A 23,196-nucleotide genomic window follows, 5' to 3' on the forward strand; every position below is an offset into this window, starting at 1 on the left:
TTAATTCTTACCTAAACTGCTATAAATAATATCATCAGACACAATTTTCGAAATACTTCTTGGTAATGCACAAGCGTCCACAATATCGAGATCTTGATATTCTAGTAGGATGTAATATTTTTCGATTATTCTACTCGATTGATCACAATCCGTAGTTTGATTTCTTACGTAGTTGGTTTTAGGATTTTTTATTCGATTACTTCTAGTTTCAAAATCCTTGAATTGGCATTTTATAGGAACGAAATTATCGAAATAAAATCGTTCTTCTAATGTAAGTACAACATCCACTTTTTCTATTCTCTTTTTTCTATTCTTTTCATAATCTTTATATTTTACTTTATGAATAGAGAATTCAAAGAATAACTGATCATCCCAAATATAGTATTCATCTTTATAAGAAACGTGTCCCTGGGTATATTGATGAATAATATGCTTTAATTCACGACTATTATAATAGAAAGTAATGGCACCTTTTTCTAAGGATTCTTCGCAGGTATAATCTGTATGATATTGTCTAAGCGTATTATTATCCACAAGTTCTCTAATAAGAGAATATTTACTCTTTATATCAGCGAGAATTTGCTTTTGGTCTTGACCAAACGATAGGGTAAAAGAAAGTACACAAAAGTATAATACAAAAGTTGGTTTCATTAGGGAGCAATTTACTTAAAAGTTTGTTTTTTGTAAGAAATACTTATCAACCGTGTAAGAATACATCTGTTAATAACTACGGTAAAACCATAATAAATTGACACTGTGATAGGTTATGCTATTGTTCTTTTTCTTAAAAAAAAGAGAAAAGAGCCAGTTTTCAACAGAAAACAAGCTCTTTTCTTTATGATTTAATTAACATTTCAATCAATTATAGTACAAGATCTGTTTGATTTCTAAATACTAAGTTGTTGTCAAACTCATCAAGAAGTATAATACTTTCTGTGGATATTTTACCGGCTAGAATTTCTTTGGATAATGAATTCAACACTTCTTTTTGTATAGTACGTTTTACTGGTCGAGCACCAAACTCTGGTTGAAAACCTTTTACAGATAGAAAATTAATAGCTTCATCAGTTGCATCAAGAGTTATGTTTTGTTCCTTTAACATCTGAGATACATTTCTTAATTGTAATTTTACAATTTCTTTTATGTGTGTCTCATTTAATGGCGTAAACATGATAATATCATCAATTCTATTTAAGAATTCTGGACGTACTGATTGCTTTAATAATCCTAAGACCTCTACTTTAGCACTTTCCATAGCGATATCGACATCTTTTACAGCTTCAAATTTTTGTTGAATGATATGGCTCCCCATATTACTAGTCATAATTATGATAGTATTTCTAAAATCAGCTGTTCTACCTTTATTATCGGTTAATCGGCCTTCGTCTAAAACTTGTAATAATATATTAAAAGTATCCGGATGTGCTTTCTCGATTTCATCTAATAATATTACAGAATAAGGTTTTCTTCTTACTGCTTCGGTTAGTTGCCCACCTTCATCATATCCAACATATCCTGGAGGAGCACCCACTAATCTGCTTACGGAATGACGTTCTTGATATTCACTCATATCAATTCTAGTCATTGCACTTTCATCATTAAAAAGATAATCAGCTAGTGCTTTTGCTAGTTCAGTTTTACCAACTCCTGTTGTTCCTAGAAATAAGAAAGATCCAATAGGTTTTTTTTGATCTTGAAGTCCTGCACGACTTCTTCTTACAGAATCACTTACTGCTTGTATAGCTTCTATTTGTCCTACAACTCGTTTTTGTAATTCTTTTTCTAAAACTAAAAGCTTTTCACGATCACTCTGTAACATTCTAGTTACTGGAATTCCAGTCCATTTAGCAACTACTTCTGCAATATCATCATTGGTAACCTCTTCTTTGATTAAAGAAGATTTACTCTGCTGTTGACTTAGTTGTTCTTGTAATATTTCTAAATTTTCCTGAGCATCTTTAATTTTTCCGTAACGTAGTTCGGCGACTTGTCCATAGTCTCCGTTTCGTTCGGCTCTTTCTGCTTCTAACTTATATTCTTCTATGTTTGTTTTAGTATTCTGAATAGCATCTACAACTTCTTTTTCGCTTTGCCATTTAGAAAAAATTTCATTCCTTTCTTCTTTAAAATTTGCAAGATCAGCGTTGAGAGATTTTAATTTTGATTCATCATTTTCACGTTTGATAGCTTCTATCTCAATCTCTAATTGCATAATCTTACGATCTAATACATCTAACTCTTCTGGTTTGGAATTAATTTCCATTCTTAGTTTAGAGGCAGCTTCATCCATAAGATCAATTGCTTTGTCTGGCAAAAATCTGTTGGTGATATATCTTTGAGATAATTCTACTGCTGCAATTATTGCTTCGTCTTTGATTCTTACTTTATGATGTGTTTCGTATTTTTCTTTAATTCCTCTAAGGATAGAAATAGCACTTTCGGTATCTGGTTCATCGACAACTACTTTTTGGAATCTTCGTTCTAAGGCTTTATCTTTTTCGAAGTACTTTTGGTATTCATCCAATGTGGTTGCTCCGATAGCTCTTAATTCTCCGCGTGCTAAAGCTGGTTTTAAAATATTAGCAGCATCCATTGCTCCTTGTCCACCTCCGGCGCCAACTAAAGTATGTATTTCATCAATAAATAATACGATATTTCCATCACTAGAAGTTACTTCTTTTACGACTGCTTTTAATCGTTCTTCAAACTCTCCTTTAAATTTTGCGCCAGCAATTAAGGCACCCATATCTAATGAATAAATCTGTTTTTCCTTTAGGTTTTCTGGAATATCACCTGCAATAATACGATGTGCTAGTCCTTCTGCAATAGCTGTTTTACCCGTACCAGGTTCTCCAACCAGCATGGGGTTGTTTTTTGTTCGTCTAGATAAAATTTGCAGAATTCTACGAATTTCTTCATCTCTTCCAATTACCGGATCTAATTTACCATTCTCCGCTAATTCATTAAGGTTTTTAGCATATTTACTTAAAGACTGATATGTTTCTTCAGCGCTTTGCGAAGTTACGCGTTCTCCTTTTCTGATTTCATTTATGGCTTCTTTTAAATGTTTTTCGGTAACACCTTGATCCTTTAAAATTTGACCAATTTTGCTTTTAGATTTAAAAATGGCAATTACTAAATGTTCAATGGATACATATTCATCTTCCATGGATTTAGCAATAATGTTGGCTTCATTTAAAGATTTTCCAGCCTCACGTGATAATTGGATATCTCCGCCACTTACTTTAGGAAAGCTTTCTAATGTACTATCTAATACTTGTTGTAATATATTGATATTTACATTCAATTTTTTCAAAAGAAAAGGGAGTACATTTTCATCTACATTAAATATGCCTTTAAAAATGTGTTCGTTCTCGATTTGTTGATGGCCATAACCTTGAGCAAGCTGCTGAGCTTGCTGGATAGCCTCTTGTGATTTTATAGTGAAATTATTAAAATTCATGAGTAATCTTTTTATTTTGATTCAGTAGGATCAAATAGTATTCCGATGAAAAAAAGATGTCAAAATGTCTTTAAAACTATTGTTTTTGCTGACTTTTTGACTTATTGTAAAGTTACTGATTCTGTTTCGACAAAAAAGCATAATTATCAATTAAATAGAAATCATTTAATTAAGTTTGTAGCTGTATTAAGAAAAGAAATGTATGGGATTATTTGGTAAAATATTTGGATCAGAGGACAAAGAACCTAAAGAAGAAAAGCAAGCACTACCTTGGCAAGAGTTGAAATCATTAGAGCAGTTAGATACGATTGCTAAAGCCTCTGTGACTAAAACACAAGCGATTTTTAAGCATTCTACTAGATGTGGAATTAGTAGAATGGTTATTAAAAATTTTGAAAGTAGTTTTGATCTTTCCGAAAATGAGGTTGATTTATATTATTTAGATTTATTAAATCACAGAGATATATCTTCAGAGATTTCGGCTAAGTTTCAGGTATTTCATGAATCTCCTCAATTCATAATAATTCGTAATGGAATAACAGTACACCATGCTTCGCATAGTGCTATTACACCACAAGTTTTACATCAATTTGTTTAAGAAATGCCGTTGTTCTTTTCGTTAAGAAAAGGACATTTAGTTTTTTGTAATATTCTGGATTCATACATTTTTATATACAGGTGTGTCGACATTTTCCTTGCTCTTCTTTTAGCAGTTTGGGCCTTTTCTCCGTAATACAATTCATCAATTGTTGCAAACCATAAATTTAACCAGATACCAAAATGTTTTTCTGTTATATTCCCATGAAAAGTTGCATCAACTTTTTGATGCACTCGGATAGGATTTCCTTTATATTTGGCTACAAATAATAGATTAGTTTCCCAGAAATCAGTTAATATATTAAGGTGTTCATCCCAATTACTTATTACTTGATTAAAAATTGGGCCTAATATATTTTCCTTTCTTATTTTATCATAGAACTGTGATACTAGGTTAAAAATATCTTCTCTGGTTTCAATATCTCTTTTTTCTATTTGTTTCATAATATTATCTTATTAAGAATAATACCCAAAGTTTAGTAGTACTAAAAGTGTATTGATTGTTAGACTAGCGATTAGTAAATTAAAAACGACTTTTGGTTTCATTTGAGCAAGAATAGATGCATTAAATGTCATGCAAATAATAACACAGATGGTTAATTCAATTACTTGCATTGAGGATCGTTCTTGCATTAAGATATACATCGCAGCTACAGATCCTAAACAGCTAGATAAAATGATCATTAATGGTATATAGGCCATATACATTTCTCTGAAATCTTTTAATAATTTGGAATACATAACGTATTGTTTTAAAGTTATGTGTAAAGTTATTTCAGGAAAGGAGCTCCAATTTATGATCTCAATCATAAAGGGAAGAAGATTATCGATATATTTTTCGTTCTATGATTACCAATTCTTCTTTTTGTTCTAATTTTTTAACAGCTCTAATCACAGTTTCAACTCTTAGGCCAGTTAAATCTGCCAATTGTTGTCTAGTGAGCTCTATTTTGTAAAGAGAAGAGTTTGTAGAACCATCCTGATTATTTTTTTTGAAATGGTCTAAAATTCTTAGAATTCTGTGTTCCGGTTCTTGGGTTGAAATTTCGGACACCATCATAGCCTTATAATAAAGACGTAAAGCAAGTGTGCTCGTAAATTTATGATGAATAGATGGATTGTTTTCTAAAACTTTAAGAAATGTATCTTTCGGCAATAGCCATACTTTTGCATCTGAAATAGCTTCTGCATTCGCTGGGTAGCTGAAATCTGCAAATAATGGAGGTTCTCCAAAACTTTTCCCTGTATCAAAAATACCTTGTATGTATTCTTTACCATCATCATTATAATTATTCATTTTGATTTCTCCGGAGAATACTTGAAAATAATAACGCGCATTATCACCTTCTTTAAAAAGCTGTTCACCACGGATATATTCTTTTAAGGTGGCTCCAGCTTCTAGTAAGATGTCCTTTGATATCATTCGCTATAATTATTTTAGATCAATTAAAACGATACCTTGTGATAATACCTTTTAACTTATTCTTTAGGTCCTGTCCAGAGTCATAAACCATCTGTTCATTGGTAGGAAATTGAACTGCTTGTAATCCTAAATAACGAATTAAATCATCATCTAGAGCTCTCTTATCTCCATTATAATTGGCGTACACATGTTCAAAAACATAGGTGCTAGATAGTGGGAAAGCATCTAGTAGTTGTTTTGTTTTTAAATTTTTATATTGAACATTACCAGCTACTTGCGCTTCTTTAAACTGTATGAATTCGTAGTATTCACATCGTACAGTAACCATTTTGTCAACTTTGATTTTATTACCTTCTTCATCACGCACAAATTCATCATTTTCGTCTAAAAGATATTCCCATCCATCTTTTATCAATTTTTCTTTTTCTAATTGTCTTTCCCTAATTTGCTCAGGTGAAATGTTTATTTCTCTAAAAGAAACTTCCATTAAATAATCATATTGAATAGAATTTTGCGGTTCATTATGATACACTGTCCAAAGGTCATTTAATCCGTAGGTACTAAAATTTAATAAGTCATCTTCTAGTCTTCTAGGTATAATAACATTGGTGTTGTTTTTCATAGCTACTTTAACAAAATCAGTTCCTTTATAGTGCGCTTCTTCTATTAAATCATTTGTGTTTTTATAATTTGGGCTTATCTTATTTAGATATATTAAATCATTATAAACATTACGATAGTCTGATTTTCTTCTTGCTTTAGATAACAATGATTTCGCACTATCATATAAATAGGTAGATAATTTTTCTTTAGTATCTAAAATTCTTTGATCATAATTATCAAAAGTAAAATTAGCGTTACGTCCTTGTTCTACGTGATAAAGAGGTAATAATGGACGAATTCTTTCTTGTCTATTTTTTAATGTATTATAACAATTATAAATTTTTTCTAGATTAGCTGGATTTCCTTCTTTTTCAAGAAAAGTAATAGCATTTATATCACGATCAACAGCTCTTACGAATGCTTCTTCTAGTATAATAACGTAGTCTTGTCTTCCTTTTTTATTTTTATTTCCTCTCAGTTTTTTTATAGAAGTATTAATTGCCTGATCATAATTACCAGAGTCAAGGTTTTCAAAAGCACCTTTCTTAACTCCGCAAGAAAATGTAAAAACTGTAACTAAAAATAAAAGTAGAATTCTTTTCATAATGTAATACGTTTGGGGGACACCTATTCAATTTTGATGCCAAAAGGTAATAAAAAAACCTCAAAGTAAATTTTGAGGTCTTTTATCTAATGATAGTTTTTTCTATTTCTTGAATACAGGAAGCAGTTTTGTAGATACCTCGCCAAACCCAATTCGGACACCATCTTTTTCGCAATGTCCTCTCATAATAACGGTGTCATTATCTTCGATAAACTTACGGCTACCACCTTCTTTTAGTTGTACAGGTTTTTCTCCTCTCCAGCTTAACTCGAGCATAGAACCATAAGAATCTGAAGTAGGACCTGATATTGTACCACTACCCATCATATCTCCGGAGTTAACAGGACATCCGTTTATCGTGTGATGTGCTAATTGCTGAGACATATTCCAATACATATGTTTAAAATTACTTTTAGAAACAATTGTTTCTTTAGCTTTTTCTGGCTGTATCGCAACTTCTAGATTAATGTCAAAACTTTTATCTCCTTTATATTGTAAATAAGGAAGTTGTTCTTTAAGAGGTTTTGGTCCTGCAACACGATATGGTTCTAAAGCATCTAAGGTTACGATCCAAGGTGATATAGACGAAGCAAAGTTTTTAGCTAAGAAAGGACCTAAAGGAACATATTCCCATTTTTGAATATCTCTAGCACTCCAGTCATTAAATAAAACTAAACCAAAAATATAATCTTCAGCTTCTTCAATCGGAATGGGTTCTCCAAGATGATTAGCATCTGTAGTAATAAACGCCATTTCTAATTCGAAATCAACTAATCTGGATGGCCCAAAAATTGGTTTTTCTGTTCCGTTGATTAATTTTTGACCTTGTGGTCGGTGTACCGGAATTCCTGAAGGAATAATAGAACTACTACGACCGTGATATCCAACAGGTATATGTAACCAATTAGGAAGTAAAGCATTATCAGGGTCTCTAAACATTGTGCCTACATTAGTAGCGTGTTCAATACTACTATAGAAATCTGTATAGTCACCTACAGTGACCGGCAGTTGCATTTCTATTTCATCTAAAGTAAAAAGTACAATTTTACAATGTTCTTTATTTGTTTTTAATGCATCATTTTCAGCATCAAAAATTTCAGCTATTCTATTACGAACTAATCTCCAAGTTTTTTTTCCATCGGAGATGAAATCGTTTAGAGAATCCTGTAAAAATATGTCATCGGTCAATGGAATTTCATCAAAATAACCAAGTTGATGAAGAGCGCCAAGATCAATAGCAGTGTCTCCGATTCTGGTTCCTATAGTTATTACATCATCTCTGGTAAGAAAGACTCCAAAAGGTATGTTTTGAATAGGAAAATCCGTATTCGTTGGAGTTTTTATCCAGGTTTTTCTATTTGGGTTATTTGCAGTTATGGGCATTGTCGTTTTTTTAATAAGTTGTTGGTACTTCTTATGATCAAATATATAATTTTAGAATGTTTTAGATATGTTATTTATGTGAAAGTTAATTAAAAAATGTGATATTTCTAATTGTGAAGAAAATGTTCATATTTATTAATATTCCATTAACTTATTTTAAGGAATGTTCCTATTTTTGGGCATCTATTTTATAAAAGAATAAACATGCAACGCGACGAACAAATTTTTGATTTAATACAGGACGAAAAAGAGCGTCAGATTAATGGATTAGAATTGATTGCTTCAGAGAATTTTGTAAGTGAACAAGTTATGGAGGCTGCCGGTTCGGTATTAACAAACAAATACGCAGAAGGGTACCCTGGAAAACGATATTATGGAGGATGTTCCGTAGTAGATGTAGTAGAACAAATTGCAATCGATCGTGCGAAGGAATTGTTCGGAGCCGAATATGCAAATGTACAACCACATTCTGGATCACAGGCAAATACAGCAGTGTATCACGCTTGTTTAAAACCTGGAGATAAAATACTAGGATTTGATCTTTCTCATGGAGGACATCTTACTCATGGATCTCCTGTAAACTTTTCTGGTAAATTATACAATCCTGTTTTTTACGGAGTAGAGAAGGAGACAGGAAGATTAAACTATGATAAAATTCAGGAAATTGCTACTGCAGAGCAACCTCAGTTAATTATCGCGGGAGCTTCTGCATACTCTAGAGAGATTGATTATAAAAGATTTAGAGAGATTGCAGATAGTGTAGGTGCAATTCTATTAGCAGATATAGCACATCCAGCGGGTATGATTGCAAAAGGAGTAATTGCAGATCCTATACCTCACTGTCATGTTGTGACAACTACTACACATAAAACATTAAGAGGACCAAGAGGAGGATTGATATTAATGGGTAAAGATTTTGAAAACCCATTTGGATTGACCTTAAAAAGTGGTAAGAAGAGAATGATGTCTTCTTTATTAAATAGTGCAGTATTCCCAGGAAATCAAGGAGGTCCTTTAGAGCATATTATTGCTGCTAAGGCAATTGCTTTTGGAGAAGCATTGACGGATGAGTTTTTACATTATATTATCCAGGTAAAGAAAAATGCTGCTACAATGGCAGAAGCATTTGTTAAGAAAGGATATCAAGTAATTTCTGATGGTACTGATAATCACATGATGTTGATTGATCTTAGAAATAAGAATGTAACAGGAAAACAAGCAGAAGAAGCATTAGGAGTTGCAGAGATTACTGTGAACAAGAATATGGTTCCATTTGATGATAAATCACCATTTGTAACTTCTGGTATCCGTATTGGTGTTGCTGCTGTTACTACACGTGGATTAAAGGAAGATGATATGCTGGCAATCGTAGAATTGATTGATAGAGTTATAAATAATGTAGAGAACGAAGAAGAATTGCACAATATAGCAAATGATGTAAATGCAATGATGGCTGATAAACCATTATTTGTGGTATAATATAATTCTTAAAAAGATGTATTTTTAAAATGCGTGGCTAGATGTCACGCATTTTTTTGTAAGAGTGATTTTAAGTTTCTTCTTCCTGCAGGAACAGACATATACTATAGGAAGTGAAAGTATTCTTAAATTTTAAGGTGTCCAAGAGATCCTTAATACTTATTTTGTAATTTCAGATCCGCTTCTTTTCAGCAGCATATTTTATTCAACTAATAAAACCAAAATAACTCACACAAATGAATCTTTTTTTCAAATTCATTATGCTTTTTGTAGTAACATTTAGCATAACTTTTAATGTACATTCTCAAGAAAAACTTAAGGAGAAATCCAAAAATCCATTTAGTGGATTAGCATTTAGAAATATTGGTCCAGCAATGACCTCAGGAAGAATAGCAGATATAGCTATTCATCCAGAAAATGAAAACATATGGTACGTAGCTGTAGGATCAGGAGGTGTATGGAAAACTTCAAACTCTGGAACAACTTGGACTCCTTTATTTGATAAACAAAAGGTATACTCTATAGGATGTGTCACTATTGATGCTAATAATCCTAATACGATCTGGGTTGGTACCGGAGAAAACGTTGGTGGACGTCATGTTGGTTTTGGTGATGGTATTTATGTAAGTCATAATGACGGTAAAACATGGAAAAATATGGGTTTAGAAAACTCTGAACATATTTCTAAGATCATTATTCATCCTGAAAATTCTGATATTATATGGGTTGCTTCCCAAGGTCCACTTTGGAGTAAGGGTGGTGATCGAGGTGTTTTTAAAACAAGTGATGGTGGAAAAACTTGGAAACGTACACTTGGAGATCAAGAATGGGTTGGTGCTACCGATATGCTTATAGATCAAAATAATCCAGATGTTTTGTATGCAGCAACTTGGCAAAGACATAGAACAGTCGCTGGTTATTTAGGAGGTGGTCCTGGATCGGGGCTTCATAAAAGTACCGATGGAGGAGAAACTTGGCAACCACTCAAGAATGGAATTCCTAAATCAAATCTTGGTAAAATAGGATTAGCAATGTCTCCATTTAATGCTGAAGTTATTTATGCAGCTATCGAATTAGATAGAAGAAAAGGAGGTGTATATATGTCTGCTAATGGAGGTACAACTTGGCGTAAACAATCAGATGCTGTTTCTGGAGGTACTGGACCTCATTATTATCAAGAATTAATTGCATCTCCTCATCAGGAAGGAACACTTTTTATGATGAATAATAGTGCTTTGATTTCAACAGATCACGGGAAAACATTCACGAATATGCCTAGATCTAATCAGCATAGTGATAGTCATGCTTTGGTTTTTAAAAAATCTGACCCTAATTATTTATTAATCGGAACTGATGGTGGTTTATATGAAAGTTTTGATCATACCAAAAGTTGGAAATATGTTAGAAATTTACCAATTACGCAATATTTTAAAATAGCGGTAGATGATGCTCTACCTTTCTATAATGTTTATGGAGGTACTCAGGACAATGGATCTCATGGAGGACCATCTAGAACTATTATTTCTAATGGTATCGCAAGTGCAGATTGGTGGAAAACATTAGGGGCAGATGGGGCGCAGACTGCTACGGAACCTGGAAATCCAGATATAACGTATGGAGAATTCCAACAGGGTGCTCTGTGGCGAATAGATAGTAAAACAAGAGAGACTGTCTTTATTCAACCTCAAGCGAGAGAAGGTGATCCATTTGAACGTTTTAATTGGGATGCTCCTATCGTAGTAAGTACACATAATCCCAAAAGACTTTATTTTGCTTCTCAACGTGTCTGGAAATCAGAAAATAGAGGAGATGGTTGGGAACCTATATCCAAAGATTTAACGCTGAATCAAGAACGTGTTACTTTTCCGTATTATGATAAACCACAGAGTTGGGATAATGCCTGGGATGTTTATGCAATGTCTAATTATAATACAATTACCTCATTAGCAGAATCTCCAAAACAAGAAGGATTGTTGTATGCAGGTACAGATGATGGTTTAATTCAGGTAACAGAAGATGGAGGTGCTTCTTGGAGAAAAATTACACTAAATACAATTAAAGGATTACCTACGACTCCTTTTGTTAATGATGTACGGGCAGACCTTTTTGATGCTAATGTAGTTTATGCTGCGTTGGATAATCATAAATATGGTGACTATAAACCTTATATTATAAAAAGTAGTGATAAAGGAAAAACTTGGACATTAATTAATGGGAACTTGCCAAATAAATTACTGATTTGGCGATTAGTTCAGGATCATGTTAAGAAAGATTTATTGTTTGCTGCGACTGAGTTCGGAGTTTACTTTACTTCTAATGGCGGTGTTAATTGGACTAAATTAGAAGGAGGGATGCCAACAATTCCAATTAGAGATATCACAATCCAAAGACGCGAAAACGATTTGGTAGCAGGTTCATTTGGTAGAGGAATATTTATTTTGGATGACATTACGCCATTACGTAATTTTAATAAAAGTATGAATACTACAGAAGCTACTTTATTCCCTGTTAAGAAAGTAGATTGGTATCGACAAGCAAGTAGAGTTGGCAGTCAAGGAGATGCAGAATGGATTGCTAAAAATCCACCCTTTGGGGCTAATTTTACGTATTATATGCCAGCTAAAATCAAGTCTAAAAAAGAGATAAGAAAACAAAAAGAAAAAAAAGGAAATGCTAAATTTCCTGGATGGAAAGCTCTTGAAGATGAAGAAAGACAGGATGGTCCTTTATTGCAATTGGTTATCAAAGATGAAAATGGAAAGATAGTAAATACTGTAAAAGGCACGAACAAAAAAGGTTTTAATCGTGTTAACTGGAATTTAACCTATCCTCGTAAAAATGGAGAACGTTTGAGAGCACCACGAAATACTCGTGGTGGATTTCGTAGAGGAGGAATTATGGTTACACCAGGAAATTATACGGTGACATTATTAAAGCGAATTGATGGTGTCACTACCGTATTACAAGGTCCGGAATCATTTAATGTAACTCCTTTGTTTGAAGGGGCATTACCTAGACAACCATATGAAGAAATGGATAAGTTTAGAGAAGCTACCTTTGCATTCCAACAGGATTTAACCGCAACCAATATCTCATTATCAAGGAGCCAACAAACAGTTGCTGCTATGTTAAGAGCTTTCAACAAAGCAACTACTTCATCTGATGATTTGTATAAGAGATTAAATGAAACTAAAATAGCTTTACTAGACATTGATAAAGAACTTAACGGTGATAAAATAAAGGATCAAATTGGAGAACGATCTAATCCTACGGCTAGTAATGGAGGTTCGTTAGGAAGATTTTTAGGTAATACATATGGTCCAACAGAAGAACATAAGACTTTCTTGAAAACAGTGCAGAGTCAGTTAAAGAAAGTGAAAGCTAAATTACAACCCATTATAGATTCTACGTTACCAGCGCTTGAGAATGAGTTAAAAATTGCTGGTGCACCTTGGATAGAAGGCCAAGGATTAATTAAGAATTAAGTAATAGTTGCTTACATTTCAAAAACTTGGACTTATTTCCATTTTGTTGATGTAATTAAATTTTTAAATAAGAATATCCCCCTTTATTTTTTCAATTTAGGGGGTTTTTGATAGAAGAATTACCCATTAATAAGAAACTAATTATACAATGACCAATGGATAAGGTTAGATATATAGGTTAAATATCCGTAATATTACATTTGTAATACTATTGTTAAAATTATGATGACTAAGGAATATTTTGAAGAATATGCTGAAAATTTAGGTCAATCCCTTCGTTCAGTTGATTCTATAATGAAATTTACCAAAAACACTGCCTTAATTGGACAGTACACTGAAAAAGTTGTTATGGAATTCATTGAAAAATCAATATTACCCTTAAAATTATGTACAGGTGGAATTATTTCTCCTGAATCTTTTCAAAAGGATAAATTACCTCAATTAGACATTATTATATATTCTTCAAATCCATTACCTCCAATATTTAAAATATACGATTTTGCCCTAGTACCTAAAAATAGTGTTTTTAGTATTATTGAAATAAAAAAAACGGATTATGATAAAGGATTAGACGATCTTAAAAAAAAACTTACCAAGCTCAATAAAATAAAACCAAGCCACTGTGGAAAACCCTTAGGTATTATATGTGTTGTAGAAAAGAATAAACCTAGTGGAGAGAATAAATTAACAGAATTAATTAAAAATGAAAACTGTATATATTTAATTGAAAAAAAAGGTGATGAATTGATAATTAATCTTAAAGGAATATTTGAGCTTATAAATTATATAATTGATTGTAGAGTATTGCATTCAAATAATATTAACAACAGTAAAATTTCTGTTGATCATTTATAAAAGTTACTTAACGATAATTAAACTTAATGTAGTTTTTAGAATTTCTCTAAGTTTTATTTTTTTTACTTTGTCTATTTAAACTTATTTGATTGGTTCTAACCTAACGAACTTAAAAATATAAGATAAGCTTAACCAAACACGATAGTTATATAAATATTTAACATAAATTAATTATAAACACTAACTAGATTATCTAATAATGATTATTGTACCATTTCAGTTTAAAGAAGCGAACAGATATTTACTACACATTGTATTTGTCGGTTTGGGTATTGGGACAGCTAATTATATCATGAATGGTAATTTAAATTGGATTCAATGGAGTATTCAGGCTTTAGCGACAAGTTTTATAGTAGGATATACATTAGTAGTTATCATATTGAATAAATCGTGGCTTAAACATTATTTTAAATCAAAAAGTAAATTATATATATTTATACTTATCACTTTTTTTCTAATTGGTGTTTTAGCTACAGAGATAGAACATATTATCAGATCATTAGTTTTTCAAAGTCAACAATTTCTACTCTTTTCTTCAGGTAAAATGTATTTGTATAATGGAATTATCTCTTTGGTTTTAGGTGTTAGTTTTTTTAAAAATAATTTAGTAAAAAATAAAAGTTCCAATTTTGTTGAAAATCAAGTGCCTTTAGATACTTTGAAAAGCAAGGAAACTGAACTTTTAGATTCTGAAAACTGTATTACTAGTATTCCTGTAAAACAAGGAGATAATATTCTTTTATTTCCAATCGAGGATGTGGTTTATTTTGAAGCCTCTGATAATTACTCTTTTGTGTATATCTCAACAGGAGAAAAAAGGCTTTGTGATTATTCGTTACTTTTTCTTGAAAACAGATTAAGTAAAAATTTTTCTAGAGTGCATAGAAAATATATTGTTAATGAAAGTCATATTAGAAAAATAAAACCTCATTTAAATGGTCGGTATATGATCATATTTGAGAGTAAGTTAGCTTCCATTATAAGTAGCAAAGGATATTCGACAACAATTCGAAAGTTAATTAAAATTGAATAACAAGATTAAAAGAAAAAAAATCTCTTTGGTGAGATATTATTAATTTTATTAAAATCGTTCACCCAACTTTATCTATCACTCACCAATAATTTCGACCATTCACCATATTTAACTTTTACAACTGTTTATATTTTAGTTGTTTAGACTCAGTTTAACATTGAAGACGAATTAGTCTAATTAAATAAGTTTAAGATATGGATATATTACACAGGTCAAACATTCTGCTTCATGTCGTAGCAGGCTCAATAGCGTTGTTACTGGGGATTATCGCTTTAGTAACGATCAAAGGAGGTAAGAGGCACAATACAAGTGGGAAGTATTTTTTAGGATTTATTTCTATAGTTATTTTTACTGGTTTGATTGGAGTCTTCGTTTTTGGGAGAAACACATTCTTACTTGTTGTAACGATATTAAGCGGCTATGTTTCTTTTTCTGGATATAGAATATTGCTATTAAAGTCAAATACTCCTAAAATAATTGATGTTATAGTTGCCATAGTTAGTGTTTTGGTTTTGGCTTATTTTCTATATTATTTTAAGTCAATTGGAATGATTTGGTCTCCAATCATAATTTATAGTACAGTAGGAGCATTATTATTTATCGTTACTTATGATTTCTTACGATATCTAATTCCTAAGAAAAAATATAAGAAACATCGAATTTGGGTATATGAACATATTTATAAAATGACGAGCGCTTTTGCAGGGATTTTATCAGCGTTTATCGGAACAGTATTCGAAAAATATCAACCACATAGTCAGTATATTCCATCTGCTCTGGGAATGTTGATAATAATTGGATTTATGGCGTATGTTTATAAATACGGGTTAAGAAGACTACCTAAACAATGAAATTATAATGAAATAGTAAACTGAAATAGATGTTAATAGCCTAAATAACTTCATTTAACTCTATGTTGTAATTTCCTGTTAGAAAAACACGTATAAACACTCATAGCTTCTCATATACCTGTTTATTACCTTGGATATCACTAAAAAAATATAACTACTGATTACCATAATTTGTGAAATATAAAACTGACTTTATGAATTATCAAAATCTATATATGATATTGATATTACTATTTTCTTCGAGGATCATTGCTCAGAATACTCTTCCATCTAAAACCACAGCATATGTAAATTTTAATGTTGGTGCTTCGGAAATTATACCACAAGAAAAATATAAACAACAAGGAGTAACCTTATTAGGATGTAATACTATTATTTCAAATGAAGATATTGAATACTGGAGTGATGCTCCAAGCGGTTTAGAGTGGAACAAGAAGGATCAGGTATTTAAGAACTTACCTTATGGGTATCAAATAGATAAAAAAACAAATGCACCCTATTATGTTTCTAAATATTACATCGCTTCACCACCAGTTTTTCATAGAGATGAAAATGGAAAACCTACAAAAAACACAGAATACGACATTGGTATTGTGACACCAGATCAATTTGTTTTTGAAGGAGAGAAACCGGTACAGCAGGTATATCTAGATTATAATATTCTAAAACTTGTGAAAATAGTATATATTCCTGTTGTTTTTGATGCTTCTTTTGATTTGTGGAATGTTGATGTTGTACCTTTTACGGTAACGTGTAAGGATTTTCCTTGGCTAGATAAAAAACTTTATGAAGATGCTAGGAATGCTTCTGGGATTGGCTCTTTGAACAGGCAAATATCTGAATTAACAAATTTGTTTTTGCCTTATTATGAAGATAATTTTATTACTAATCAAGAGAAACATTTTTTAGATTTTGAAGTGACAATTTTGAATGATATTCTTTTTCATCACGAAATATATTTTAAGGTTGATGGAGAAAAAAGGTATTCTATTAATTTAAAAGAATTTTATAACAAACACAAAAAGGATAAAAAAATGTATATCACCTTATACTGCGATTATCGCGACGAATTGCCATGCGGGTGTAAAGAACCTAACTCAAGTAAACTAGTAAAAAAGACCGAATAGATATATAATTAGGGTAAATCTAGTTGATAGACGGAAAATATTTTTTCTAGTTAAACGGAACCTTGCAAAACGCTATATATTTTTACGAATGTCCCCAGTTTTCTGGATCATCATTATCATTAGGAGATAAACCAATGATATCTCCTGTTGTATTTACTCCAAGCCCAACTACGGTTCTATTTACATAATTGAAATAACTTACTACTTGATTAATTTCTAATATTTCTCCATCTGTTAGTTTATGATTCCTAAGATTTTCGATATCAGATTGGGTTATAGTGCTGTGCGATAATGTCAATTTGTAAGCATATCGTATTCCTTCTAAATACTGATCACTAAATACAAGATCCATTTGGTTCTTTTTAATAGAATCAATCACCATATCGTATTTAGCGTTATCCTTTAACAAACGTTTTAAACCTGCAGCATGATGCTCTACGCAGTACTCGCATTGATTTAAATTACTTACATATACGCCTAGTGTTTCTAAATACCACTTTGGCAAGGTATTATTGGCATTGTGCAATACATTTTTGTATAATCCCATATGTCCAACTAGTGTATGAGGTCTTAGACTATGTATTGATAGTACATTATCAATATTATTATTAGGTCCTTTGACCCGATCATATATTCGTTTTAACTGACCAGTAGCATTTTCGAATGAGATTTCTTTAATCCAACTCATATTAATTGTTTACTTCTTTAAAAAAAGAACTTTGTTTACTAAAAATGGATACGATAATAATGATAAATGATCCTATCATTATAGAAACATCTGCCATATTAAATATTTCAGTTTTTATAATACCCAAATCCATAATCATAAAATCGGTAACTGATCCATATACAATGCGATCGTACAGATTACCAATACCACCACCAATAATGAAGGTGAAGCCTAATATAGTCTCTTTAGAATAGGTAGTCTTGATTAGTATTAATCGCAATAAAAAAACTAAAACAAGTATTGGTAATAGTTGTAATAGAATGACTTTTAAAAAAGGAGCTAAGTCGGATCCAAGACTATAGGCAGCGCCACTGTTTTCTACTTTAGTCAAAATAAAATTATCTTTAAACACTTCAATTTTTTGATCAGAAGCAATGGTTTGTCTTACCACGGTTTTAGAAATTTGATCACAACCGATGTTAAGCATTACTAATGATAGTATAAGTAGGATTCTTATTTTTCGAGTAATATTTTTCATACTATAAATAACGATATAAATTATTACATGTATCAACAAGAAAATATCAATCCTTGATTTTCCAGTATTTTTGATAATCTGAAAGAGAAAAAGCAGCATCGTAGGATTGCTTGTTTATAGTACCTTTTTCATCAGAGTCATAATCGATTAGTATCTTCCAAGTATTATTTTCTAGTCGTAGTAATACATGAAACTTTCCATAGAAAAATTTCTTTTCGTTTTTGTCATTGGTATATGATGCTCTATATATTCCACGATCAGAAACTAAAGTATCTGAAGTTATCCTTTCTAACAGTCTAAAATTTATAATTGAAACAGTTGTTTTTGGATTCTTCCATCTTTTTTTATAACCATTTAGGTAATCTTGCACTTTTTTAATTTCTCCTCCACTTCCAGATATTCTGATCATTTCCTTACTATGAATAGAAGCAAATAAAGAATAATCTAAATTTTTAAAGGCTTCAGAAAAATTACCATACATATCTTGATTAATCTTTTGGTGGAATAATTCTTCTTGTCCATAGGAATAAAATGTTAGGAATAGAAATGTAAGACAAGTTATTAGGTGTTTCGTTTTTGGCATAACTTTATTTTTTAATCAATTAAAGCATATTTAAGGAATAGTATGAAGCTTTCTTTTATAATATTACTAAAATTATCTACTGGACGATTCGCTAACATTACATAAGTAATTTCTTTTTCTGGAAATGAAATATAGAATGCCCTAAAGCCTCCTTGAGATCCAGTATGTGAAACAATAGGAGTGGTAATTTCTTTATCGATATTAGATCTAAGAATTCCATTTAATCCTAAAAACCAACTATAACCGACATTAGGAGTTGTGGTATCATTCCAATTTGGAGGATTAAAAACGGTTCTAGATTGTTTCACTGTTTCTGCTGATAAAAAAACTTGATTCTGTAGTGCTTTTTCATAATTAACTAATTCATTAATATTACTCCATATTCCACCATTACCAGATGCAGCAAAAGTAGGTACTTCACCATAATCAGATTCTTGGTAAACCCCTTTTTGGTCTTTGTTATAAGCATGAGCAACTCCTGTTTTTGGATGATCTCCATCCGTAATCTTACTGGTATTCATTCCTGAAGGAATAAAGATATTATCAATTATAAATTGTTGCCATTTTTGTTTTGCTACCTTTTCTATGATTAATGCTAATCCGTTATATGATGGGTTGGAATACTTGAATTTTTCGCCTGGTTCAAATAATAGGTTATCTGCCTGCTTTATAGGTTCAAAATTAGCTGTGTCTTTAGCGGTAATGAAATATTCTGGATTTTCTCTAACGTTTCTTAGGTCCGGTAATCCTGAAGTATGTGATAGTAAATGTTTTATTGTTACTTTTTTTGCAATTTCAGGGTTTACGAAATCAGGAAAATATTTATGAATAGGGTCATCAATAGATAATAATCCTCTTTCTTGAAGTATCAAAATTCCATTAGCTACAAATGTTTTAGAAATAGAACCTGTATTAAATACTGTATTAGGAGTAATTTTTTCCTTTGTTTTTATATCGGAAATACCATATGCTTTCTCAAATATTTTTCGTTTTCCTTTTATTAAAAGTACAGCGGCACCTGGTTCGTTAGTAGGAAATTCCTTAGAGAAAAGAATATCTAATTCCTTACTAATACTATTATCATCTAATAATTCTTCTTGTCCATAGGATTGAAAAACAATTGTTAGAAAAGTAATAACTAAAAATAAGGAGTAGTTTTTAGAAGACATAATAGAATAATTTATGAAGTTACAGAAAACAAAACACAAGATACTAAATCAGGATAGTTAACTAATTTGGGATGATCAAATGTTTTAATTTGTTGCATTCCAATTTTCTTCATTACAGCAATGGAGTTTATATTTGTCTCAGAAGCTACCGAATAAATTGTATTCAACCCTAGATGCTTAAAACCGTATTGTAAACAAGCTACTGCACCTTCTGTAGCATATCCTTTTCTCCAAACTGATTTTTTAAGCCTCCAACCAATATCAACAAAAGTTCCTAGTTCTTTTATGTAAATTTGTTCGCTAAGACCGATAAAACCAATTAATTCTTTAGTTTCTAATAAGTCTACTGCGAAATAACAAAAACCGATTTTACTATACATATGTTGCATACGTAAAATAAATTCTTTTGTTTGTTCTCGTGTAGGTTTAAACGGGAAGAATTCCATGACATCGTCATCGTTATTGATTTCACTAAAAAAAACATCTACATCACTAACATCCCAGTTTCGGAAACCAAGTCTCTCTGATTGAAATAAATATGAATTCATGGGCACTAAAGATAAAGAATGAGAAGGTACATATAATTTCGATAATTGAGAATAAAAGATATTATATTTGATAATTAACAGTTATGGAAAAGAAATATTTAATAAGAATATATTAATGAGAAAATTACAATTTGTTACTTGCTTCTTTCTATTTCGAATTATATGTTTCGCGCAGGTTGATAAAAAAACATCTATTGCAGAAGTTATTAGTGCGGAAGGTCAACTAACCTCTTTATATCTCGATTGCAATGAGTTGGAGGATTTTTCTACGAAAATAAAGAAATTAGAACATATACAATCCTTATATCTGACTGACTGTAATCTAACGCAAACCCCAAAGCAGATTGTACGATTGAATACGTTAAAACTCTTAAACCTAAAAGGTAATAAGCTTTCTACGATACCCATAGAATTTAGGCAATTACATCAGTTGTCAGTATTAAATTTAAGAGCAAATAAATTAGAACAATTGCCTGAATTCTTGATTCAATTATCGAATCTTAGAGAAATTGATTTGGCTAATAATCCGGATTTAGACATAGCGCAAGCTACTGAAGTTCTAATAGGGCTAAAAAATCTTGACTTTCTATATTTAAGCGAAAATAAGTTAAAGAATATCCCAGGCAATTTTATGCATTTAAATAAACTTACAGAATTGCATCTTAAAAAAAATCCTGATCTAGATTTAGAGCAAGTATTCAGTGTTTTAAGTGGTATTAATTCGCTTAAAGTTTTGGCATTATCTGAAAATGATCTTACTGTAATTCCTAAAAAATTAAATTCGTTAAGCAGTCTTGAAGGTTTGATGTTAGACAATAATCCTAATCTTTCTATTTCAAAATTAGTTACTTTTTTAAAAGACTGTCCAAATGTTAAAGTGGTATTACTTAGAGATAACAATTTGAAGTTTTTGCCAAAAGATTTAAAGGGATTTTCTTCGCTTAAGGTTTTAGAATTAAGTAAAAATAACTTTTCCCAAACGGAAAAAGAACGTATCAAAAATGAATTATCAGATACTAAAGTTATTTTTTGAAGAATATCTATTATCTCCAAAAACACTTAATGTTATTCTTTTTCTTGATGCTTGTTTTTTAATATTGTTTAATTCTCATTCATTTCAAAGATAACACTTTCATAGGCTCCAATATCCGGAGCGGTAGCACTACGCATAGTTCCTAAGATATCTGTACCCATAGTAGGAGTAGAAGCTTGCCCATTAGCAGCAGAGTCTTCTCCAATATTTAATAGATTATCAAATGGATCTTTAAAGTCAGGATTTTCACTAAAAATAGTATTTTCATATAAACTATTGTTTGTGAAATCATACAACGGGTTATCTAAGAATTGTCCTGTAGGATCTTCAAAACGAATAAGAGAATTGGTAAAGTTGTAATTAAAAATTGTTCCTTCAGCTCTAGTGATACCTAATTCAATATTTTCATTGCCATAAATAATACAATTAGTAAAGTTTGCTTCTAAAAGATTTTCTGTAAGAATTTCCGTTATAGTTCCATTTTCATCTGTGACCACAAATATATTATCAAATGCTACTGCTGGAGTATCCCTAAAACTAGTATTCCAATAGTTAGCAAATGTACAGTGATTAAAGTTATAAGTACCCCCAAAAGAGGCGTATAATGAATTTATTCCTGAGTTATTGATGACTAAGTTCTCTCCCGAAATATTAGCAGTTCGTGCTAATATTCCATACGCGGAATTATTGTAAATCTGAGAATTAGTGATAGTAAGTGTCGGATCTGCTCCTCCATCATTAGAGTCCATAATAATACCTGCAGAACCATTTTTTATAGTTGCATGATTAATAAGATGCCCAGTACTTCCAGCGGTAAGCCAGATAAATGCCCATTGACCAGGAATATCACTAAAACCAGGCTCTAATCGATCACTTTCGAAAATTACTTCATTTTCTAATAAATCAAGATCACTACTCACATCACCATTTACCAATAACGTTGAGTTATTAGCTGCTATAATTCCAGACTGATCATGAAAATGTATTCTTGCTCCTGCATCAATAGTTAAGGTTCGATCTGGAGGTATAGCTGCGAAACCATAAATCACATAAGGCTTTTCGTTAGTAAAATTTAATTGATCATCTTCTAGGAAAAAGCCTTCTATCCTTATTTCTTCCATATTATCATCTTCTCCTAAAAGCAATGTCTCTACAATACCGTTTTCATCTCTAGATGGAAATAGAAATACAGCGTCTTTAACTAAAGTAACTAGATCTACGTCTTGCTGACTTCCATTAGGGTCAAAAAGAATACGATCTGTATATATAAACTCTAAATCCCCTGTCTGTTGTGCTATATCTGTTGTGGTTTCTACAAAAACAAAAATACTGTCTTTAGCTAAAACCTGAATGTCTTCAAAAGACTTACCAGGAATTCCATCTACATTTAATCTATAATTGGAAGTTTCTCCACGTTCTAAAGCAATACTAGGAATCGTAAAATCATCATTAGTTCTATTATATACTTTAAAACTATATGTACTAGATCCAATATTAGTAAAAATAGTATCTAGAAATAGAGTATCTGTAGAGAATTGTAGATTTCCAGTACTTGGTCCAGATTCAAAATCTTTACGACAAGAACTCCACAAAACTATTATAGCAAGAAGAAAAAGAGATGATAAGTAGCGCATTATTTAATAGCTGTTTTTTATTAAAATTTGATTGACAAACCTACTCAGAGAAATTACTAATTTCTAATAAGTTTATCAATGGACTAAATGTATAACTTTTTAATCACTACTAATATTG

General features: G+C 31.2%; 22 protein-coding genes. 9 read left to right on the top strand and 13 right to left on the bottom strand.

Translation table 11 applies throughout. The annotated features are described in order from the left end of the window. Together D1815_RS03290 and clpB are read right to left on the bottom strand one after the other, a co-directional pair. Window positions 1-651, bottom strand: a complete 651-nt coding sequence (locus D1815_RS03290; RefSeq protein WP_027393619.1) for a hypothetical protein — start codon at window positions 649-651, stop codon at window positions 1-3. Between the two features lie 211 nt (window positions 652-862). Beyond that, window positions 863-3,463 (bottom strand): ATP-dependent chaperone ClpB, encoded by a 2,601-nt coding sequence (gene clpB, locus D1815_RS03295; protein WP_118385896.1) that lies wholly within the window; start codon window positions 3,461-3,463, stop codon window positions 863-865. Between the two features lie 45 nt (window positions 3,464-3,508). Between clpB and D1815_RS23540 the strand changes: the two genes are divergently transcribed. Together D1815_RS23540 and ytxJ are read left to right on the top strand one after the other, a co-directional pair. Further along, entirely contained in the window at window positions 3,509-3,682 is a 174-nt protein-coding gene (locus D1815_RS23540; RefSeq protein WP_155839699.1) for a hypothetical protein, read from the top strand. Then, window positions 3,666-4,061 (top strand): bacillithiol system redox-active protein YtxJ, encoded by a 396-nt coding sequence (ytxJ, locus tag D1815_RS03300; RefSeq protein WP_027393621.1) that lies wholly within the window; start codon window positions 3,666-3,668, stop codon window positions 4,059-4,061. The genes D1815_RS23540 and ytxJ overlap by 17 nt, the downstream gene beginning before the upstream one ends. Here the strand turns inward: ytxJ and D1815_RS03305 are convergent. The 5 genes from D1815_RS03305 to fahA all read right to left on the bottom strand — a co-directional run bounded on the left by D1815_RS03305 (window position 4,058) and on the right by fahA (window position 8,073). Continuing rightward, window positions 4,058-4,504 (bottom strand): group III truncated hemoglobin, encoded by a 447-nt coding sequence (locus D1815_RS03305; RefSeq protein WP_118385897.1) that lies wholly within the window; start codon window positions 4,502-4,504, stop codon window positions 4,058-4,060. The genes ytxJ and D1815_RS03305 overlap by 4 nt on opposite strands. 12 nt (window positions 4,505-4,516) lie before the next feature. Beyond that, window positions 4,517-4,801: a hypothetical protein gene (locus D1815_RS03310; protein WP_118385898.1), complete on the bottom strand. Its 285-nt coding sequence runs from the start codon at window positions 4,799-4,801 to the stop codon at window positions 4,517-4,519. Between the two features lie 82 nt (window positions 4,802-4,883). Next, window positions 4,884-5,483 (bottom strand): Crp/Fnr family transcriptional regulator, encoded by a 600-nt coding sequence (locus D1815_RS03315; protein WP_027393623.1) that lies wholly within the window; start codon window positions 5,481-5,483, stop codon window positions 4,884-4,886. Between the two features lie 19 nt (window positions 5,484-5,502). Then, window positions 5,503-6,690, bottom strand: a complete 1,188-nt coding sequence (locus D1815_RS03320) for a hypothetical protein (protein WP_118385899.1) — start codon at window positions 6,688-6,690, stop codon at window positions 5,503-5,505. Window positions 6,691-6,792: 102 nt separating this feature from the next. Beyond that, window positions 6,793-8,073, bottom strand: coding sequence for a fumarylacetoacetase (fahA, locus tag D1815_RS03325; protein ID WP_027393625.1), 1,281 nt, complete (start codon window positions 8,071-8,073; stop codon window positions 6,793-6,795). Window positions 8,074-8,277: 204 nt separating this feature from the next. On the opposite strand from fahA, the gene glyA reads away from it, so the two are divergent. The 6 genes from glyA to D1815_RS03355 all read left to right on the top strand — a co-directional run bounded on the left by glyA (window position 8,278) and on the right by D1815_RS03355 (window position 16,903). Next, on the top strand, window positions 8,278-9,552 hold the full coding sequence (gene glyA / locus D1815_RS03330) for a serine hydroxymethyltransferase (RefSeq protein ID WP_118385900.1): 1,275 nt from the start codon (window positions 8,278-8,280) through the stop codon (window positions 9,550-9,552). A 236-nt stretch (window positions 9,553-9,788) separates the two neighbouring features. Continuing rightward, window positions 9,789-13,037 (top strand): sialidase family protein, encoded by a 3,249-nt coding sequence (locus tag D1815_RS03335; RefSeq protein ID WP_233557639.1) that lies wholly within the window; start codon window positions 9,789-9,791, stop codon window positions 13,035-13,037. Between the two features lie 222 nt (window positions 13,038-13,259). Beyond that, window positions 13,260-13,892 (top strand): DUF6602 domain-containing protein, encoded by a 633-nt coding sequence (locus tag D1815_RS03340; RefSeq protein ID WP_155839700.1) that lies wholly within the window; start codon window positions 13,260-13,262, stop codon window positions 13,890-13,892. A gap of 199 nt (window positions 13,893-14,091) precedes the next feature. After that, entirely contained in the window at window positions 14,092-14,925 is an 834-nt protein-coding gene (locus D1815_RS03345; RefSeq protein ID WP_051336164.1) for a LytTR family DNA-binding domain-containing protein, read from the top strand. 194 nt (window positions 14,926-15,119) lie between these two features. Continuing rightward, complete coding sequence (locus D1815_RS03350; RefSeq protein ID WP_118385901.1) at window positions 15,120-15,776, top strand: hypothetical protein; 657 nt, start codon at window positions 15,120-15,122, stop codon at window positions 15,774-15,776. Between the two features lie 194 nt (window positions 15,777-15,970). Beyond that, window positions 15,971-16,903 (top strand): hypothetical protein, encoded by a 933-nt coding sequence (locus D1815_RS03355; protein WP_118385902.1) that lies wholly within the window; start codon window positions 15,971-15,973, stop codon window positions 16,901-16,903. Between the two features lie 82 nt (window positions 16,904-16,985). On the opposite strand, the gene D1815_RS03360 is transcribed toward D1815_RS03355, so the two are convergent. From D1815_RS03360 to D1815_RS03380, 5 genes are read right to left on the bottom strand one after another with little or no spacing between them, the layout of a single operon-like run. Then, window positions 16,986-17,591, bottom strand: a complete 606-nt coding sequence (locus tag D1815_RS03360) for a carboxymuconolactone decarboxylase family protein (protein ID WP_027393630.1) — start codon at window positions 17,589-17,591, stop codon at window positions 16,986-16,988. Window position 17,592: 1 nt separating this feature from the next. Continuing rightward, on the bottom strand, window positions 17,593-18,111 hold the full coding sequence (gene lspA / locus D1815_RS03365; RefSeq protein WP_118385903.1) for a signal peptidase II: 519 nt from the start codon (window positions 18,109-18,111) through the stop codon (window positions 17,593-17,595). Window positions 18,112-18,157: 46 nt separating this feature from the next. After that, window positions 18,158-18,694 carry a nuclear transport factor 2 family protein gene (locus D1815_RS03370; protein ID WP_118385904.1) on the bottom strand — a complete coding sequence of 179 codons (537 nt, stop codon included), beginning with the start codon at window positions 18,692-18,694 and terminating at the stop codon, window positions 18,158-18,160. An 11-nt stretch (window positions 18,695-18,705) separates the two neighbouring features. After that, entirely contained in the window at window positions 18,706-19,863 is a 1,158-nt protein-coding gene (locus D1815_RS03375) for a serine hydrolase (protein WP_118385905.1), read from the bottom strand. A gap of 11 nt (window positions 19,864-19,874) precedes the next feature. Next, the gene (locus D1815_RS03380; RefSeq protein ID WP_118385906.1) at window positions 19,875-20,411 is read right to left on the bottom strand and encodes a GNAT family N-acetyltransferase; all 537 of its coding nucleotides are present in this window, start codon (window positions 20,409-20,411) and stop codon (window positions 19,875-19,877) included. Window positions 20,412-20,526: 115 nt separating this feature from the next. Between D1815_RS03380 and D1815_RS03385 the strand changes: the two genes are divergently transcribed. Beyond that, window positions 20,527-21,444 (top strand): leucine-rich repeat domain-containing protein, encoded by a 918-nt coding sequence (locus tag D1815_RS03385; protein ID WP_118385907.1) that lies wholly within the window; start codon window positions 20,527-20,529, stop codon window positions 21,442-21,444. Between the two features lie 68 nt (window positions 21,445-21,512). Here the strand turns inward: D1815_RS03385 and D1815_RS03390 are convergent, their stop codons facing one another. Then, entirely contained in the window at window positions 21,513-23,078 is a 1,566-nt protein-coding gene (locus D1815_RS03390) for a hypothetical protein (protein WP_118385908.1), read from the bottom strand. Window positions 23,079-23,196: the final 118 nt, after the last annotated feature.

This window comes from Aquimarina sp. AD1, assembly GCF_003443695.1.
In the GTDB taxonomy this organism is placed as follows: domain Bacteria; phylum Bacteroidota; class Bacteroidia; order Flavobacteriales; family Flavobacteriaceae; genus Aquimarina; species Aquimarina latercula.

Excerpts from the sequence above, each read along its gene's own strand:
- D1815_RS03320 (WP_118385899.1), bottom strand. The coding sequence starts at position 6,690 with ATGAAAAGAATTCTACTTTTATTTTTAGTTACAGTTTTTACATTTTCT.
- D1815_RS23540 (WP_155839699.1), top strand. The coding sequence starts at position 3,509 with ATGAAAAAAAGATGTCAAAATGTCTTTAAAACTATTGTTTTTGCTGAC.
- D1815_RS03345 (WP_051336164.1), top strand. The coding sequence starts at position 14,092 with ATGATTATTGTACCATTTCAGTTTAAAGAAGCGAACAGATATTTACTA.
- D1815_RS03380 (WP_118385906.1), bottom strand. The coding sequence starts at position 20,411 with ATGAATTCATATTTATTTCAATCAGAGAGACTTGGTTTCCGAAACTGG.
- lspA (WP_118385903.1), bottom strand. The coding sequence starts at position 18,111 with ATGAAAAATATTACTCGAAAAATAAGAATCCTACTTATACTATCATTA.
- D1815_RS03360 (WP_027393630.1), bottom strand. The coding sequence starts at position 17,591 with ATGAGTTGGATTAAAGAAATCTCATTCGAAAATGCTACTGGTCAGTTA.
- D1815_RS03290 (WP_027393619.1), bottom strand. The coding sequence starts at position 651 with ATGAAACCAACTTTTGTATTATACTTTTGTGTACTTTCTTTTACCCTA.
- ytxJ (WP_027393621.1), top strand. The coding sequence starts at position 3,666 with ATGGGATTATTTGGTAAAATATTTGGATCAGAGGACAAAGAACCTAAA.
- D1815_RS03335 (WP_233557639.1), top strand. The coding sequence starts at position 9,789 with ATGAATCTTTTTTTCAAATTCATTATGCTTTTTGTAGTAACATTTAGC.
- D1815_RS03390 (WP_118385908.1), bottom strand. The coding sequence starts at position 23,078 with ATGCGCTACTTATCATCTCTTTTTCTTCTTGCTATAATAGTTTTGTGG.
- D1815_RS03370 (WP_118385904.1), bottom strand. The coding sequence starts at position 18,694 with ATGCCAAAAACGAAACACCTAATAACTTGTCTTACATTTCTATTCCTA.
- D1815_RS03375 (WP_118385905.1), bottom strand. The coding sequence starts at position 19,863 with ATGTCTTCTAAAAACTACTCCTTATTTTTAGTTATTACTTTTCTAACA.
- fahA (WP_027393625.1), bottom strand. The coding sequence starts at position 8,073 with ATGCCCATAACTGCAAATAACCCAAATAGAAAAACCTGGATAAAAACT.
- D1815_RS03385 (WP_118385907.1), top strand. The coding sequence starts at position 20,527 with ATGAGAAAATTACAATTTGTTACTTGCTTCTTTCTATTTCGAATTATA.
- D1815_RS03305 (WP_118385897.1), bottom strand. The coding sequence starts at position 4,504 with ATGAAACAAATAGAAAAAAGAGATATTGAAACCAGAGAAGATATTTTT.
- clpB (WP_118385896.1), bottom strand. The coding sequence starts at position 3,463 with ATGAATTTTAATAATTTCACTATAAAATCACAAGAGGCTATCCAGCAA.
- D1815_RS03340 (WP_155839700.1), top strand. The coding sequence starts at position 13,260 with ATGATGACTAAGGAATATTTTGAAGAATATGCTGAAAATTTAGGTCAA.
- D1815_RS03310 (WP_118385898.1), bottom strand. The coding sequence starts at position 4,801 with ATGTATTCCAAATTATTAAAAGATTTCAGAGAAATGTATATGGCCTAT.
- D1815_RS03355 (WP_118385902.1), top strand. The coding sequence starts at position 15,971 with ATGAATTATCAAAATCTATATATGATATTGATATTACTATTTTCTTCG.
- D1815_RS03350 (WP_118385901.1), top strand. The coding sequence starts at position 15,120 with ATGGATATATTACACAGGTCAAACATTCTGCTTCATGTCGTAGCAGGC.
- glyA (WP_118385900.1), top strand. The coding sequence starts at position 8,278 with ATGCAACGCGACGAACAAATTTTTGATTTAATACAGGACGAAAAAGAG.
- D1815_RS03315 (WP_027393623.1), bottom strand. The coding sequence starts at position 5,483 with ATGATATCAAAGGACATCTTACTAGAAGCTGGAGCCACCTTAAAAGAA.